General features: G+C 68.4%; 17 protein-coding genes and 1 pseudogene. All 18 read left to right on the top strand.

The genetic code is table 11. The features are described 5' to 3' along the window. The coding region (locus C8261_RS17450) for an IS4 family transposase (protein WP_219905136.1) at positions 1-109 on the top strand (109 nt) is incomplete at its 5' end. A 29-nt stretch (positions 110-138) separates the two neighbouring features. Continuing rightward, a pseudogene (ltrA, locus tag C8261_RS03905) lies at positions 139-1,074 on the top strand (group II intron reverse transcriptase/maturase); the annotation flags it as partial. A gap of 171 nt (positions 1,075-1,245) precedes the next feature. After that, positions 1,246-1,485: an HNH endonuclease signature motif containing protein gene (locus C8261_RS17710; RefSeq protein WP_268987170.1), complete on the top strand. Its 240-nt coding sequence runs from the start codon at positions 1,246-1,248 to the stop codon at positions 1,483-1,485. 431 nt (positions 1,486-1,916) lie between these two features. Next, on the top strand, positions 1,917-3,005 hold the full coding sequence (locus C8261_RS03900) for a hydrogenase small subunit (protein ID WP_107492340.1): 1,089 nt from the start codon (positions 1,917-1,919) through the stop codon (positions 3,003-3,005). A gap of 2 nt (positions 3,006-3,007) precedes the next feature. Continuing rightward, positions 3,008-4,804 (top strand): nickel-dependent hydrogenase large subunit, encoded by a 1,797-nt coding sequence (locus C8261_RS03895; RefSeq protein WP_107492339.1) that lies wholly within the window; start codon positions 3,008-3,010, stop codon positions 4,802-4,804. Between the two features lie 255 nt (positions 4,805-5,059). After that, a complete protein-coding gene (cybH, locus tag C8261_RS03890; protein WP_107492338.1) occupies positions 5,060-5,767 on the top strand; it encodes a Ni/Fe-hydrogenase, b-type cytochrome subunit in 708 nt (235 codons plus the stop codon). A 245-nt stretch (positions 5,768-6,012) separates the two neighbouring features. Further along, positions 6,013-6,630 carry a HyaD/HybD family hydrogenase maturation endopeptidase gene (locus C8261_RS03885; protein ID WP_107492337.1) on the top strand — a complete coding sequence of 206 codons (618 nt, stop codon included), beginning with the start codon at positions 6,013-6,015 and terminating at the stop codon, positions 6,628-6,630. Further along, positions 6,630-6,944 (top strand): HypC/HybG/HupF family hydrogenase formation chaperone, encoded by a 315-nt coding sequence (locus C8261_RS03880; RefSeq protein ID WP_107492336.1) that lies wholly within the window; start codon positions 6,630-6,632, stop codon positions 6,942-6,944. Before C8261_RS03885 ends, C8261_RS03880 begins: the two co-directional genes overlap by 1 nt. After that, the gene (locus C8261_RS03875; RefSeq protein ID WP_107492335.1) at positions 6,941-7,372 is read left to right on the top strand and encodes a thioredoxin domain-containing protein; all 432 of its coding nucleotides are present in this window, start codon (positions 6,941-6,943) and stop codon (positions 7,370-7,372) included. Before C8261_RS03880 ends, C8261_RS03875 begins: the two co-directional genes overlap by 4 nt. 14 nt (positions 7,373-7,386) lie before the next feature. Beyond that, positions 7,387-8,295: a hydrogenase expression/formation protein gene (locus tag C8261_RS03870; protein ID WP_107492334.1), complete on the top strand. Its 909-nt coding sequence runs from the start codon at positions 7,387-7,389 to the stop codon at positions 8,293-8,295. Next, on the top strand, positions 8,288-8,500 hold the full coding sequence (locus tag C8261_RS03865) for a rubredoxin (RefSeq protein WP_219905125.1): 213 nt from the start codon (positions 8,288-8,290) through the stop codon (positions 8,498-8,500). The genes C8261_RS03870 and C8261_RS03865 overlap by 8 nt, the downstream gene beginning before the upstream one ends. Further along, positions 8,497-9,018: a [NiFe]-hydrogenase assembly chaperone HybE gene (gene hybE, locus C8261_RS03860; RefSeq protein ID WP_181358835.1), complete on the top strand. Its 522-nt coding sequence runs from the start codon at positions 8,497-8,499 to the stop codon at positions 9,016-9,018. The genes C8261_RS03865 and hybE overlap by 4 nt, the downstream gene beginning before the upstream one ends. Next, entirely contained in the window at positions 9,015-10,145 is a 1,131-nt protein-coding gene (locus C8261_RS03855) for a nickel-dependent hydrogenase large subunit (RefSeq protein WP_235864820.1), read from the top strand. Before hybE ends, C8261_RS03855 begins: the two co-directional genes overlap by 4 nt. Then, on the top strand, positions 10,138-10,479 hold the full coding sequence (gene hypA, locus C8261_RS03850; protein WP_107492331.1) for a hydrogenase maturation nickel metallochaperone HypA: 342 nt from the start codon (positions 10,138-10,140) through the stop codon (positions 10,477-10,479). The genes C8261_RS03855 and hypA overlap by 8 nt, the downstream gene beginning before the upstream one ends. A 5-nt stretch (positions 10,480-10,484) precedes the next feature. Next, positions 10,485-11,366, top strand: coding sequence for a hydrogenase nickel incorporation protein HypB (gene hypB, locus C8261_RS03845; protein WP_107492330.1), 882 nt, complete (start codon positions 10,485-10,487; stop codon positions 11,364-11,366). A gap of 8 nt (positions 11,367-11,374) precedes the next feature. Continuing rightward, entirely contained in the window at positions 11,375-12,478 is a 1,104-nt protein-coding gene (locus C8261_RS03840; RefSeq protein WP_107492329.1) for a Kae1-like domain-containing protein, read from the top strand. Positions 12,479-12,481: 3 nt separating this feature from the next. Continuing rightward, positions 12,482-12,721: a HypC/HybG/HupF family hydrogenase formation chaperone gene (locus C8261_RS03835; RefSeq protein WP_107492328.1), complete on the top strand. Its 240-nt coding sequence runs from the start codon at positions 12,482-12,484 to the stop codon at positions 12,719-12,721. After that, positions 12,718-13,854, top strand: a complete 1,137-nt coding sequence (gene hypD / locus C8261_RS03830; RefSeq protein WP_107492327.1) for a hydrogenase formation protein HypD — start codon at positions 12,718-12,720, stop codon at positions 13,852-13,854. Before C8261_RS03835 ends, hypD begins: the two co-directional genes overlap by 4 nt. The last annotated feature ends 7 nt before the right edge of the window (positions 13,855-13,861 follow it).

The raw sequence follows: 13,861 nt of genomic DNA, 5'->3' as shown, positions 1-13,861 counted from the left end.
GGCGCGCAAGGGCGACGGCGAGCCGGGCGTCAAGACCATCTGGCTGGGCTTGCAGCGCGTCATGGACGCCGCCGTCACCATACAGGCGCTACGCGATGAAGCGGCGTGAGTTGTGTATAAGGACATGGGTACAGACCTCGGCCACTACGTCGCATCTACATCCCAAAAGCAAATGGTGAGAAACGCCCGCTGGGCATACCCACCATGCGCGACAGGGCAATGCAAGCGCTGCATCTTCTGGCGCTTGACCCCGTGTCAGAAACCACCGGAGACACCCACTCGTACGGCTTTCGCCGCGAGCGATCCACCGCTGACGCCATCGAACAGGTGCGCAACGCGCTGGGCCGCAAAGCATCCCCAAAATGGGTGCTGGAGGGGGACATCAAAGGCTGTTTCGACAACATAAGCCACGATTGGCTGGTCGCGAATGTCTGCATGGACAAACGCATCCTTCGGAAGTGGCTGAAGGCGGGGTACATCGAATCAGGGGCGCTATTCCCCACCAGTGCAGGAACGCCGCAGGGAGGCATCATCTCCCCGGTTCTGGCAAACCTCGCATTGGATGGATTGCAGAACGAACTCCAGTCACTGTTCTCGACAGTACGGGCGGCACGGGACGCAAAGGTAAACCTGGTGCGATACGCGGATGACTTCGTGATTACCGGCGGCTCGCAAGAGTTGCTGGAGAAGCGAATCAAGCCAACGGTAGCGGCATTTCTGGCAACCCGAGGGCTTGTCCTATCAGAAACCAAGACCAAGATCACCCACGTGAGCAAGGGCTTCGACTTTCTGGGATGGAACGTCAGGTATCACGACCGGATTCTTCTGACTCAACCGTCAAAGAAGAACGTCAAGACGTTTCTGGACAAGATCCGCAGTACATTGCGCGAACTGAGAACGGCCCGGCAACGGGACGTGATCGAAAAGCTCACCCCGGTGGTTCGCGGGTGGGCAGGCTACCACCGCAGTCAGATGGCAAGTCGAACGTTCGCAAGATGCGATCATCAAATCTGGGAAGCACTATGGCGCTGGGCCTGTCGCCGACACCCGAACAAGGGCAAGCGATGGATCAAGGCGCAGTATTTCAGGTGCGTCCAAGGTAGAGACTGGCGGTTCGCAACCGAGGATCTGGCCCTACCCCTTCTGCGTGAGTACCGGAAACGGCCTCATACGAAGATCAAGGGCGAGGCCAACCCTTACGACCCGACGTATGACGAGTATTTCTCCCGGCGGCTTGCACGCCAAATGGACGGAACGCTCGAGGGGCGGCGGAAGCTACGCTGGTTATGGTGGTGGCAGGAAGGCTTATGCCCGAGCTGCCTCCAGAAGATTACGCGCGACACAGGGTGGCATCTGCACCATGTGATCAAGCGTAGTGAGCGCGGGACGGACAGGATCAGCAACTTGATCTTGATGCACCCAAACTGTCACGCGCAGCTTCACTCTTCGGAGAAGAAAGACCCTGCCGGCGCCTCGGCTGTTTAGACGAGGCGCTTTACGGGTTGCTTGAGCCGTATGCGGGGAAACTCGCACGTACGGTTCTTAGGGGAGGGGACGGCCGCGAGGCCGCCCCCTTACCCGCCTGCATACGAGGGTTCGATTCCCTTCACCCGCTCCACACCGAATCCACGCAAGTTGTTGATCTGCAGCACGGCCAGCCACCCCGGCTGGCTTTTTCGTTTCTGCGCAAGCAGCAGAAACTGCGGGCTGACACCGTGCGCCAAGCTTCCACCCCGCCGCGCCAGCGGAAGGCCGCTTACCACCCCAGCCGCTCGACTCACCCCGGCAAGCCACGCAAAGCCCTGATCTGACGCCAACCGCGCCCGCCACGGGGCGCTGGCACGAAAGTTGAGTAAGCCTCCCCACCATGCCGCCCCGACCGGGGCCGACGGCATCTGCGACTGGGGAGACCCTCGATGATCGAAACCTTCTACGACGTGCTGCGGCGCCAGGGCATCACCCGCCGCAGCTTCCTCAAATTCTGCAGCCTCACCGCCACTTCGCTGGGCCTCGGTGCGGCGGCCGCGCCGCGCATCGCCCATGCGCTGGAGAGCAAGCCGCGTACCCCGGTGGTGTGGCTGCACGGGCTGGAATGCACCTGTTGCACCGAGTCCTTCATCCGCTCGGCGCACCCGCTGACCAAGGACGTCATCCTGTCGATGCTGTCGCTCGATTACGACGACACCCTGATGGCCGCCGCCGGCCACCAGGCCGAGGCCATCCTCAAGGAGGTCAAGGAGAAGTACAAGGGCCAGTACATCCTCGCCGTGGAGGGCAACCCGCCGCTCAACGAAGACGGCATGTACTGCTTCCAGGGCGGGCGCCCCTTCGTCGAGAAGCTGAAGGAGATGGCTGCCGACTGCAAGGCCATCATCGCCTGGGGTTCCTGTGCCTCCTGGGGCTGCGTGCAGGCCGCCAAGCCCAACCCGACGCGCGCCACCCCGGTGCACAAGGTGATCACCGACAAGCCGGTGATCAAGGTGCCGGGCTGCCCGCCGATTCCCGAGGTGATGACCGCGGTGGTGACCTACATGCTGAGCTTCGAGCGCATGCCCACGCTGGACCGCATGGGCCGCCCGGCGATGTTCTACGGTCAGCGCATCCACGACAAGTGCTACCGCCGCCCGCACTTCGACGCCGGCCAGTTCGCCGAGACCTGGGACGACGAGGGTGCGCGCAAGGGCTACTGCCTCTACAAGATGGGCTGCAAGGGCCCCACCACCTACAACGCCTGCTCCACGGTGCGCTGGAACGAAGGCGTGTCCTTCCCCATCCAGTCCGGCCACGGCTGCATCGGCTGTTCGGAAGACGGTTTCTGGGACAAGGGCAGCTTCTACAGCCGGGTCACCGACATCAAGCAGTTCGGCATCGAGGCCAACGCCGACAAGGTGGGCGCCACCGCCGCCGCGGTGGTGGGCGCCGGCATCGCCGCGCATGCGGCGGTAACCGCACTGGCACGGGCGCGCAACAAGACCGGCATCGACGTGAAGCAAGGGGAACAGTGATCATGGGCGTGTATGAGACGCAGGGCTTCAGGCTCGACAACACCGGCAAGCGGGTCGTGGTCGACCCGGTGACCCGTATCGAAGGGCACATGCGCGTCGAGGTGAACCTCGACGAGAACAACGTGATCCGCAACGCGGTGTCCACCGGCACCATGTGGCGCGGCCTCGAAGTCATCCTCAAGGGCCGCGACCCGCGCGACGCCTGGGCCTTCACCGAGCGCATCTGCGGGGTGTGCACCGGCACCCACGCACTGACCAGCGTGCGCGCGGTGGAAGACGCACTGGGCATCGACATCCCGGAGAACGCCAACACCATCCGCAACCTGATGCAGCTGAATCTGTACATTCACGACCATCTGGTGCATTTCTACCACCTCCACGCGCTCGACTGGGTGGATGTGATAAGCGCGCTGAAGGCCGACCCCAAGGCCACCTCGCAACTGGCGCAGAGCATCTCGTCATGGCCGAAGTCCTCGCCGGGCTACTTCCGCGACATCCAGAACCGCCTGAAGAAGTTCGTCGAATCCGGCCAGCTCGGCCCCTTCATGAACGGCTACTGGGGCAACCCGGCCTACAAGCTGCCGCCGGAAGCCAACCTGATGGCGGTCACCCACTATCTGGAAGCGCTCGACTTCCAGAAGGAAATCGTCAAGGTACATGCCGTCTTCGGCGGCAAGAACCCGCATCCCAACTGGCTGGTCGGCGGCATGCCGTGCGCCATCAACCTCGACGGCGTGGGCGCGGTGGGCGCGATCAACATGGAACGCCTGAACCTGGTGAAGAGCATCATCGACCAGACCAAGGAGTTCATCGAACAGGTCTACATCCCCGACCTGCTGGCCATCGCCTCCTTCTACAAGGACTGGCTGCACGGCGGCGGCCTAGCCTCGCAGGCCATGCTGTCCTACGGTGACATCCCGCAGCGCGCCAACGACTATTCGGGCGCCAACCTGCTGCTGCCGCGCGGCGCCATCATCAACGGCGACCTCTCCAGGATCCACGAGGTGGACATCAAGGACCCGGAGCAGGTGCAGGAGTTCGTCTCCCACTCCTGGTACAAGTACGCCGACGAGACCAAGGGCCTGCACCCCTGGGACGGCGTCACCGAGCCCAACTTCGTGCTCGGCAAGAACACCAAGGGCAGCAAGACCAACATCGAATCGCTCGACGAGGAAGGCAAGTACTCCTGGATCAAGGCCCCGCGCTGGCGCGGCCACGCCATGGAAGTGGGCTGCCTGCCGCGCATGGTGCTGGGCTACCTGCAGCCCAAGGAATACCCCTTCATCCGCGAGACCATCGACGCCGTGCTGACCCAGCTCGACGTGCCGGTGCAAGCGCTCTTCTCCACCCTGGGCCGCACCGCGGCGCGCGGCATCGAGACGCTGTACTGCGCCAACCTGCAGGTCGAGCAGTTCGACAAGCTGATGGCCAACCTCAAGGCGGGCGACCTCGCCACCGCCAACATCGACAAGTGGGAACCCGCCACCTGGCCCAAGGAAACCAAGGGCGCCGGCTTCACCGAAGCGCCGCGCGGCGCGCTGGGGCACTGGATCAAGATCAAGGACGGCAAGATCGACAACTACCAGGCGGTGGTGCCCACCACCTGGAACGGCAGCCCGCGCGACCACAAGGGCCAGATCGGCGCCTTCGAGGCCAGCCTGCTGGATACGCCGCTGGCCAAGGCCGACGAGCCGCTGGAGATCCTGCGCACCCTGCACTCCTTCGACCCCTGCCTGGCCTGCTCGACGCACGTGATGAGCCCGGACGGCCAGGAAATGACGCAGGTGAAGGTGCGCTGAAGCGCGAGTTCTGTCACGGCAGGGCGGCGGCCGGTTTTCTCCTTCGACGCGCCCCGCCGCCCTGCCGCTGACAGACCCATAACCGGCGAACCCGGCGCTCCTCCCCCTTCAAGGGGGAGGACAGGTGGGGGATGGGTTTCGGTTCGGGGGAACAACCCATCCCCACCCCGACCCTCCCCTTGAAGGGGAGGGAGCAGGCGAACCGAACTGCTTTCCCTCGCTCGCCACGCCGAGATTGGATAACTGGAGAACATCATGCTAGCTGAACAGGATGCCTTCGAAGCCGAGCGCAATGCGCGCATGGTCAAGGCGGTATACGTCTATGAGGCGCCGCTGCGCCTGTGGCACTGGGTCAACGCGCTGGCCATCACCGTGCTGGCGATCACCGGCTACTTCATCGGCAAGCCGCTGCCCTCGCTGTCCGGCGACCCCAGCGAACAGTACCTGATGGGGTGGATCCGCTTCCTCCACTTTGCCGCCGCCTACGTCTTCGCCATCGGCTTCATCGGCCGCATCTACTGGGCCATCGTCGGCAATCATCACGCCCGCCAGATCTTCCTCCTGCCCATCCTCAACCGCCACTGGTGGAGCGAGGTGTTCTACGAACTGAAGTGGTACCTGTTCATGGTCAAGGAGCCGAAGAAGTACGTCGGCCACAACCCGCTGGCGCAACTGATGATGTTCCTGTTCTTCACCGTCGGCGCGGTGTACATGATCATCACCGGCTTCGCGCTGTACGGCGAAGGCCTCGGCGTGGGCAGCTGGGCCGACCAGATGTTCGGCTGGGCAATCGCCGTGCTGGGCGGCAACAGCATGCAGATGCACAGCATGCACCGCCTGGGCATGTGGGTGACGCTGTGCTTCGTGCTGGTGCACGTCTATGCCGCCATCCGCGAAGACATCATGAGCCGTCAGAGCCTGATCAGCACCATGATCAGCGGCTGGCGGATGTTCAAGGACTGACGCCTCCTGCAGGAGCGGCCCTGGCCGCGATGCGGACAAGCCCGCTCCTGCACCCGAGACGCCCGCTGCCCATGCACTGCCGCGCAATGGACAGCAACCTTCCACTCTGGAATGTTCTCTTCCACCGGATCCGCCAGTCTTATGCACTGACGCCCCCAACACCCTGATCCACCACCGCATTTCATCCCCCGCCGCACTGGCACGCTCCCTGCTGAACTCCGGACATCCCACCCGGAAGCGCCGCCATGAACACTCCACCCGACTCCATCCTGCTCCTCGGCATCGGCAACCTGCTGTGGGCCGACGAAGGCTTCGGCGTGCGCTGCGTGGAAGCCTTCAATGCGCAGTGGACCGTGCCCGCGCAGGTCACCGTGCTCGACGGCGGCACCCAGGGCCTGTACCTGCTGCCCTACCTCACCGCGGCGCGCCGCCTGATCGTCTTCGACGCCATCGACTACGGCCTGCCGCCGGGCACCCTGCGCCTGGTGGAGAACGCCGAGGTGCCGCGCTTCATGGGGGTGAAGAAGATGAGCCTGCACCAGACCGGCTTCCAGGAGGTGCTGGCCTCCGCCGAGCTGCTCGGCCAGTTGCCCGAGGAGATGCTGCTGATCGGCGTGCAGCCCGCAGAACTCGACGACTACGGCGGCAGCCTGCGCCCGCAGGTGCGCGCCCGCGTGCCCGAGGCAGTGGCGCTGGCGGTGGAGCGCCTGCGCGCCTGGGGCGTGGACCTGCAGCCCGCAGCCGCTCCAAGCTCCGTCCTCAACGACGACGCACTGGCGCTGGCCGGCTACGAAGCCGGCCGCCCGGCGCCGGACGAGGCCTGGCGCATGGGCGACCTGCGCTTTCACCCGGACGCCTGCTGATGTGCGTCGGCATTCCCATGCAGGTGGTGCACGGTGACGATCTGCGCGCGCTGTGCCGCGCGCGCGACGGCAGCGAGGTGTGGATCGACCTGCTGCTCACCGGCGCCCAGCCGCCCGGCACCTGGCTGCTGACCTTCCTCGGCGCCGCCCGCGAGGTCCTCGACGGCGAGCGCGCGGCGCAGATCGGTGCCGCGGTGGACGCGCTCGGCGAACTGCTCGCCGGACGCACTGCCGACGTCGACGCCGCCTTTGCCGATCTCATCGAGCGCGGCCCGCAACTGCCCGACTTCCTGCGCAAGAGCCAAACCCCATGAGCACGCCCTTCGACAAGCAGCTCGAACGCCTGAACGAACGCCACGCTTTCCAGCGCATCGGCTCCGACGCGGTGGACGCCTTTGCCGCCACCGGCGACAGCGTGCTGCTGCTCACCGACGAACCACAGGCCTGCCCGGAAGCCTGGGACATGACACTGGTGCTGCCCGAGGCCCTGCAGACCTGGCCCGGGCGTTTTCACGCCGGCGTCGCCGATCCGGCGGCCAGTGCGGCGATCGCCGCGCGCTTCGGCATCGGCCGCCTGCCCGCCCTGCTCTTTCAGCGCGACGGCGCCTGGGTGGGCACACTCGAAGGCATGCAGGAGTGGGCGGCGCTGGTCGCCGCGCTCGGCGACATGCTTGCCGCCCCCAGCGGGCGCCGCCCCGGCATCGGCATCCCGGTGCGCGCGGCCAGTTCATCCTGCCATTGACGGAGCACCGCCGCATGAAGGACTTCCCTATCCCCGTCGTCTCCCTCGACGCCCTCGGCGCCCGCCGCGGCCCCGACTCGCAGCCTGCCGAGGAGGACGGCTTCGACTACCTGCCGCTGCCCTCCGGCATGCACACCTTCGATCTTCCGCGCATGCCCGAAGCCGTCGATCCGGCGGCTACCGCGGCCGCCATCGCCGCCCTGCAGGCGGTGCTCGACGGCCTGCAGGGCTGGCGCTTCGGCGAGGGCGCCAACCCGGTGTTCGATTTCTCCGCCCTGCCCGCCGATGCGCTGGCGGTGGTGAATGAGGCCCTCGGCCAGGGCGAAGTCTCCGCCATCGTCCGTGGCACGCCGGAGATCCACGTCCAGGAAACCGTGTTCACCGGCCTGTGGCGCGTGCAGGCGCTCGCTGCCGGGGGCAGCATCGTCGCCGACACCCTCGAGGCCGGCGCCATCCCCGCGGTCGTTGCCGCCGTGGCCGCGGCGACGCCGCGCCCGCCCACCGACCACGCCCTGCCGCCCTTGATCGACGGAGTGATGAACGCCCAGCCGGTGCTCCACGAACTCTGTGCCGCTGCCCGCGCGCACCGCAGCGGCGACCCTGCGCACGTGGTCAACCTCAGCCTGCTGCCGATGACCCCGTCCGACCTCGTCTGGCTGAGCGCGGCACTGGGCGACGGCAGCACCACCGTGCTGTCACGCGGCTACGGCAACTGCCGCATCACCGCCACCGCAGTGGCCGCCACCTGGCGGGTGCAGTACTTCAACAATGACGACAAGCTCATCCTCGACACCATCGAGGTCACCGACGTCCCCGACGTCGCGCTGGCTGCCGCCGAGGATTTCGCCGACAGCCTGTTGCGGCTGACCGAATGGGTCGCTACCCTGCAACAAGGTCTGGAGGATGAGGCAGGCGATGTTTGAAGGCAGCTATCTCGGCAACGATCAACGACTGGCCGACGATGCACGGCTCGAATGCGGCATCTGCTGGTGGGAGTACGACCCCGCCGCAGGCGACGAACTCGGCCAGGTACCCCCCGGTACACCCTTCGCCCGCCTGCCCGAACACTGGACCTGCCCGAACTGCGACGCTCCCAAGCACAAGTTCCTGGTGGTCAACGACGCGTGAACCCAGCCTGCCACACGGAAAACCCGCGCCACCTGCTCGCCGCGACCTTTACCCGCATCGCCGCCACCCGCATGGCCGGCCTGCCGGTGGTCAACCCTGCGCTCGCCGTGGCGGTACCGGCCATGGAAGCCTGGCAGGGCGAGTGGGTCGGCGTGCTGGTCACGCCATGGGCGGTAAATCTGGCCATCCTGCCCGGCCCCGGCGGGCGCTTCCGCCCCATCGAGGTGGGGGGGGCGCAGTGGTGGGAGCTGCCCTCGGGGCGCTACGAATTCCTCGGCAACCGCGAGGATGGCCTGGGCCACTACCAGAGCTGCTCGCTGCTCTCCCCAGCCTTCGAGTTGTCTACCCAGGCCGACGCGGAAGACTTTGCGCTCACCGCCTTCGATGCTCTCCTCGCAGCGCCGCCGCCAGCGTCCGCCAGCGCCGAGGGCGCACGCCTGGGCGGCGGCTCGGCAATTTCCCAGCCCGTATCACGGCGCGACTTCCTGCGCGGCGGCCTGTTCGGAGGCGGGCGGTGAACCCCGCCGGCGGGCTGCTCATCGAAGCCGCATGGGATGGCCGCGGCGTGCCGTCGGCGCGCCTGCTCAACAGCCGGCCACAGGCCGCAAAGCTGCTCGTCGGCCGCCGCATCGATGAGGCCATGGCACTGATCCCGGCGCTCTTCGCCCTGTGCGGCAAGGCTCAGGCGCTCACCGCGCAGGCCGCGCTGAGCGCCGCGCGCGCCGAGCCGGCGGCCGACGAAGACGCCCGCAGCGCCGCCGAACGTGCCATCGCCGCCGAGGCGGCGCAGGAACACCTGTGGCGCCTGATGCTGGACTGGCCGGCACTGTTCGGCATCGAACCGCGCCGCGGCCGCTTTGCCGAACTGCACCGCCAGCTCGGCCGTGCCGCCGCCAACGGCGCCGACAGCGCGCGCGAGGTCGGCGGGCAGATCCTCGATCTGGTGGCCGCCGAGCTGCTCGCCGGCTTCTTCACCATGGCCCGCGAACCCTTCAGCCTTGGCGAATTCGCCAGCCGTGCGCGCCGCGGCGGCAGCATCGGCGCGGCCCTCGGCGATCTGCTGGAGATGGGCACCCACGCCCCGCCGCACGGCATGGCCGCGCTGCTACCCTGGCAGAGTGCCGCCGAGTGGGCGGCGGAGTTGGGCCGCGTGCCGGACGAAGTCTTCTGCAGCGCACCCACCTGGCAAGGCGCGCCGGCCGAGACCGGCCCCCTGGCGCGCCATCGTGCATCGATGCTGGTCAGGCTGCTGGTCGAGCGCGGCCATCCGGTAGCCGCCCGGCTGTTCGCCGCGGTGGTCGATCTGTCGGACTGGGCCAGCCGCCTGCGCCATCCGCTCGCCGAGGACATGCCGGTGGTCGTGGACGCCGCACCGCTCGGCGAGGGGGCCGGCGTGGCCTGTTGCGAGACCGCGCGCGGCGTGCTCATCCACGCCCTGCGCGTGGACGGCGACACGGTGGCCGAGTACGCCATCGTCGCCCCCACCGAATGGAACTTCCATCCCGCCGGCGCCTTCGCGCTGGAAGGCAGCGGCTGGCAGGCGCCGGATCTCGAGACCGCGCGCCGCCACCTCAACGCGCTGGTGCTCGGCCTGAAGCCCTGCGTGCCCTTCGAAGTGCGCTTCACGGAGGTGGGCCATGCATGAGATGTCGCTCGCCGAAGGGGTGCGCGGCATTGTCGAGGACGCCGCCCGTGCGCACGGCGGCCGCCGCATCAGTGCGGTGGTGCTGGAGATCGGCGAACTGGCGGCAGTGGAGGTCGAGGCGCTCACCTTCTGCCTGGAGGTGGTGCTGCGCGGCAGCGTCGCCGAAGGGGCGCGGATCGACATCGAGGCCACCCCTGGTACCGGCTGGTGCATGCAGTGCGCCGCCACGGTGCCGGTGGCGGCGCTGTACGACGCCTGCCCGCAGTGCGGCAGCTACCAGGTGCAGCCCACCGGTGGCACCGAAATGCGGGTCAAGGCGGTGGAACTGGAGTAGGAACAATGTGCACGGTATGCGGATGCGGCAGTGGCGAACTGAAGATCAACGGCCAGGCGGTGCCGATGCGCACGCCGGCGAAGGCGCGCGGCAAGGCAGGCGCGCACAGCTGGCGCCAGCCCGCCGCCGCGAGCGCGGCAATGGCGGCTGAGCCGAGCAGCGCCCCCGGCCACCTGCACTTCGGCCACGGCCCGGCGCACGCCCACGCCCCCGGCCTGACCCAGGCCGAGATGGTGAGGATCGAGCAGGACATCCTGGGCAAGAACGACGCCTACGCCGCCGCCAACCGCAAGCATCTCGCGGCGCACGGCGTGTTTGCGCTCAACCTGGTGTCCAGCCCCGGCTCGGGCAAGACCACGCTGCTGGTGGAGACCATCCGCCGGCTTGCGGGCAGCATGCCGCTGGCGGTGATCGAAGGCGACCAGCAGACCGAGTTCGACGCCGAGCGCATCCGCGCCACGGGCGCGCCTGCGCTGCAGATCAACACCGGCAAGGGCTGCCATCTGGATGCCCACATGGTCGGCCGCGCCTTGCGCGAGCTGCCGCTGCCCGAACGCGGCCTGCTGCTGATCGAGAACGTCGGCAACCTGGTGTGCCCGGCCGCCTTCGACCTCGGCGAAGCGCACAAGGTGGTGATCCTCTCGGTGACCGAAGGCGAGGACAAGCCGCTCAAGTACCCCGACATGTTCGCCGCCGCCGACCTGATGCTGCTCTCCAAGGTCGACCTGCTGCCACACCTGACTTTCGACGCCGCACGCGCCATCGATTACGCGCGCCGGGTGAATCCGAAGCTGCAGGTGATCCAGTGTTCCGCCACCAGCGGCGAAGGTTTCGACGCCTGGCTGGGCTGGATCGCCGCTGGCGTGGCGCAGGCGCAGAACCCGTGAGCCCGGCGATGCAGGACGCGACACTGCTCGCCCTGCCTGGCCCGCCGGTGCTCGCCACCGGCGCCTGGTTCGAGAGCACCCCGGCGCGCGTCGCCGACGGCCGCCTGCACTGCGCGCCGGGCGCCGGCGACCTGATCGATGCCGAGGCCTGCCGGTGCTTCGACGCCGCGCTCGACGCCCTGCTGGCGCTGCCCGGCGAACCGCCGCAGGCCGTCGCGCACGACCTGCACCCGGACTTCCACTCCACCCGCGTCGCGCGCGCGCTGGCCGAACGCCTGCAGCTGCCGGCCATCGCCGTGCAGCACCACCACGCCCACATCGCTGCGGTACTGGCCGAACACGGCCACGCCGGCGCGGCGCTCGGCATCGCCGCCGACGGCGTCGGCCTGGGCACGGACGGCGCGGCCTGGGGCGGCGAGTTGCTCCTCGTCGATGGTGCCACCTGTAGGCGGCTGGGCCACCTGCGCGCCCTGCCGCTGCCCGGCGGCGACCGCGCCGCGCGCGAGCCCTGGCGCATGGCCGCCGCGGTGCTGCAGGCAGCGGGACGCGGGAGCGAGATCGCCACCCGCTTCGCCCGCCACGCGGCCGCCGCGCAACTGGCGCAGATCATCGACCGTGCGCACCTGTCGCCGCCCACCACCAGCCTGGGCCGCCACTTCGACGCCGCCGCCGCACTGCTCGGCCTGTGCGAGGTGAACGAAACCGGCGCACAAGCCGCCATCGCGCTCGAATCGGCTGCGCGCAGCCACGGCGCGGTCGCGCCCGAGGCCGACGCCTGGCGCGTCACCGCCGACGGCACGCTGGACCTGCTGCCACTGCTCGTGCGCCTCGCCGACGAGACCGACGCCGCGCGCGGCGCGGCGCGCTTTCACGCCACGCTGGCCGCCGCCTTTGCCGACTGGCTGCAGGTCGCGGCCGAAGCCCGCAATGTGCGCACCGTGGCCTTGGGCGGCGGCTGCTTCCACAACCGTCTGCTGTCCGCCGCGCTACTCGAACACCTCGCCGCCGCCGGCCTCGCCGTGCTGCGCCCCGAACGCCTGCCACCGGGCGACGCCGGCATTGCCGCCGGCCAGGCCTGGGTGGCGCAGCGCGTGCTGCAACAAGGAAACTGAACCATGTGTCTCGCCATTCCCGCCCGCGTGGTGGAATTCGCCGCCGACGACCAGGCCGTCGTGGACCTGGGCGGCGTGCGCAAGCAGGTCTCGCTGGCGCTGGTCGACGGCGTCGAACTGGGCGACTACGTGATCGTGCACGTCGGCTACGCGCTCTCCCGCCTCGACCCCGAGGAGGCGGAAGCCACGCTGGCGCTGTTCCGCGAGGCCGGCGAGCTGTTCGGCACGGCAGGGACGGCATGAAGTACGTCGACGAATTCCGCGACGGCGAAGTCGCCCGCGGGCTGGCCGCGGCCATCCGCGCCGAGGCCGACCCCGCACGCTGCTACGCCTTCATGGAATTCTGCGGCGGCCACACCCACGCCATTTCGCGCTACGGCGTCACCGACCTGCTGCCCGCCAACGTGCGCATGATCCACGGCCCCGGCTGCCCGGTATGCGTGCTGCCGATCGGCCGCATCGACCTGGCCATCCAGCTCGCGCTGGAACGCGGCGTCACCGTGCTGACCTACGGCGACTGCCTGCGCGTGCCGGCCTCCAACGGGCTGTCGATGCTGAAAGCCAAGGCGCGCGGCGCCGACATCCGCATGGTGTATTCGGCGGCCGACGCGCTCGCCCTGGCGCAGCGCGAACCGGGCCGCGAGGTGGTGTTCTTCGCCATCGGCTTCGAGACCACCACGCCGCCCACCGCGCTGGTGCTGCAGCAGGCGCGCGCGCTGGGGCTGGCCAACTTCAGCGTGATGTGCAACCACGTGCTCACCCCCTCGGCCATCCAGACCATTCTGGAAAGCCCCGAGGTGCGCCAGCTCGGCACCGTGCCGCTGGACGGCTTCATCGGCCCGGCGCACGTCTCCACCATCATCGGCAGCCGGCCCTACGAGTTCTTCGCCGAGGAATACCGCAAGCCGGTGGTGATCGCCGGTTTCGAACCGCTCGACGTCATGCAGGCCATCCGCATGCTGGTCCGCCAGGTCAATGAAGGCCGCGCCGAGGTGGAGAACGAATTCACCCGCGCGGTGGGTCGCGACGGCAACCTCAAGGCACAGGCCCTGGTCTCCGAGGTCTTCGAACTGCGCCGCGCCTTCGAATGGCGCGGCCTCGGCCAGGTGCCCTACTCCGCGCTGCGCATCCGCGCGCCCTTCGCGGCCTGGGACGCGGAGGCCAGGTACGGCCTCGACTACCGCTCGGTGCCCGACCACAAGGCCTGCGAATGCGGCGCCATCCTGCGCGGCGTCAAGCGCCCCACCGACTGCAAGCTGTTCGGCACCGTATGCACGCCGGAGAACCCGATGGGCTCCTGCATGGTGTCCTCGGAAGGCGCCTGCGCCGCGCACTACAACTACGGCCGCTTCCGCGACCACTGCACTGCTGCCTGAGAGAGGA

The sequence above is a fragment of the Pseudothauera lacus genome (genome assembly GCF_003034845.1).
Classification (GTDB): domain Bacteria; phylum Pseudomonadota; class Gammaproteobacteria; order Burkholderiales; family Rhodocyclaceae; genus Pseudothauera; species Pseudothauera lacus.
The sequence above is the reverse complement of the archived record's forward strand: the minus strand, read 5'-3'. Positions and strand labels throughout refer to the sequence as shown.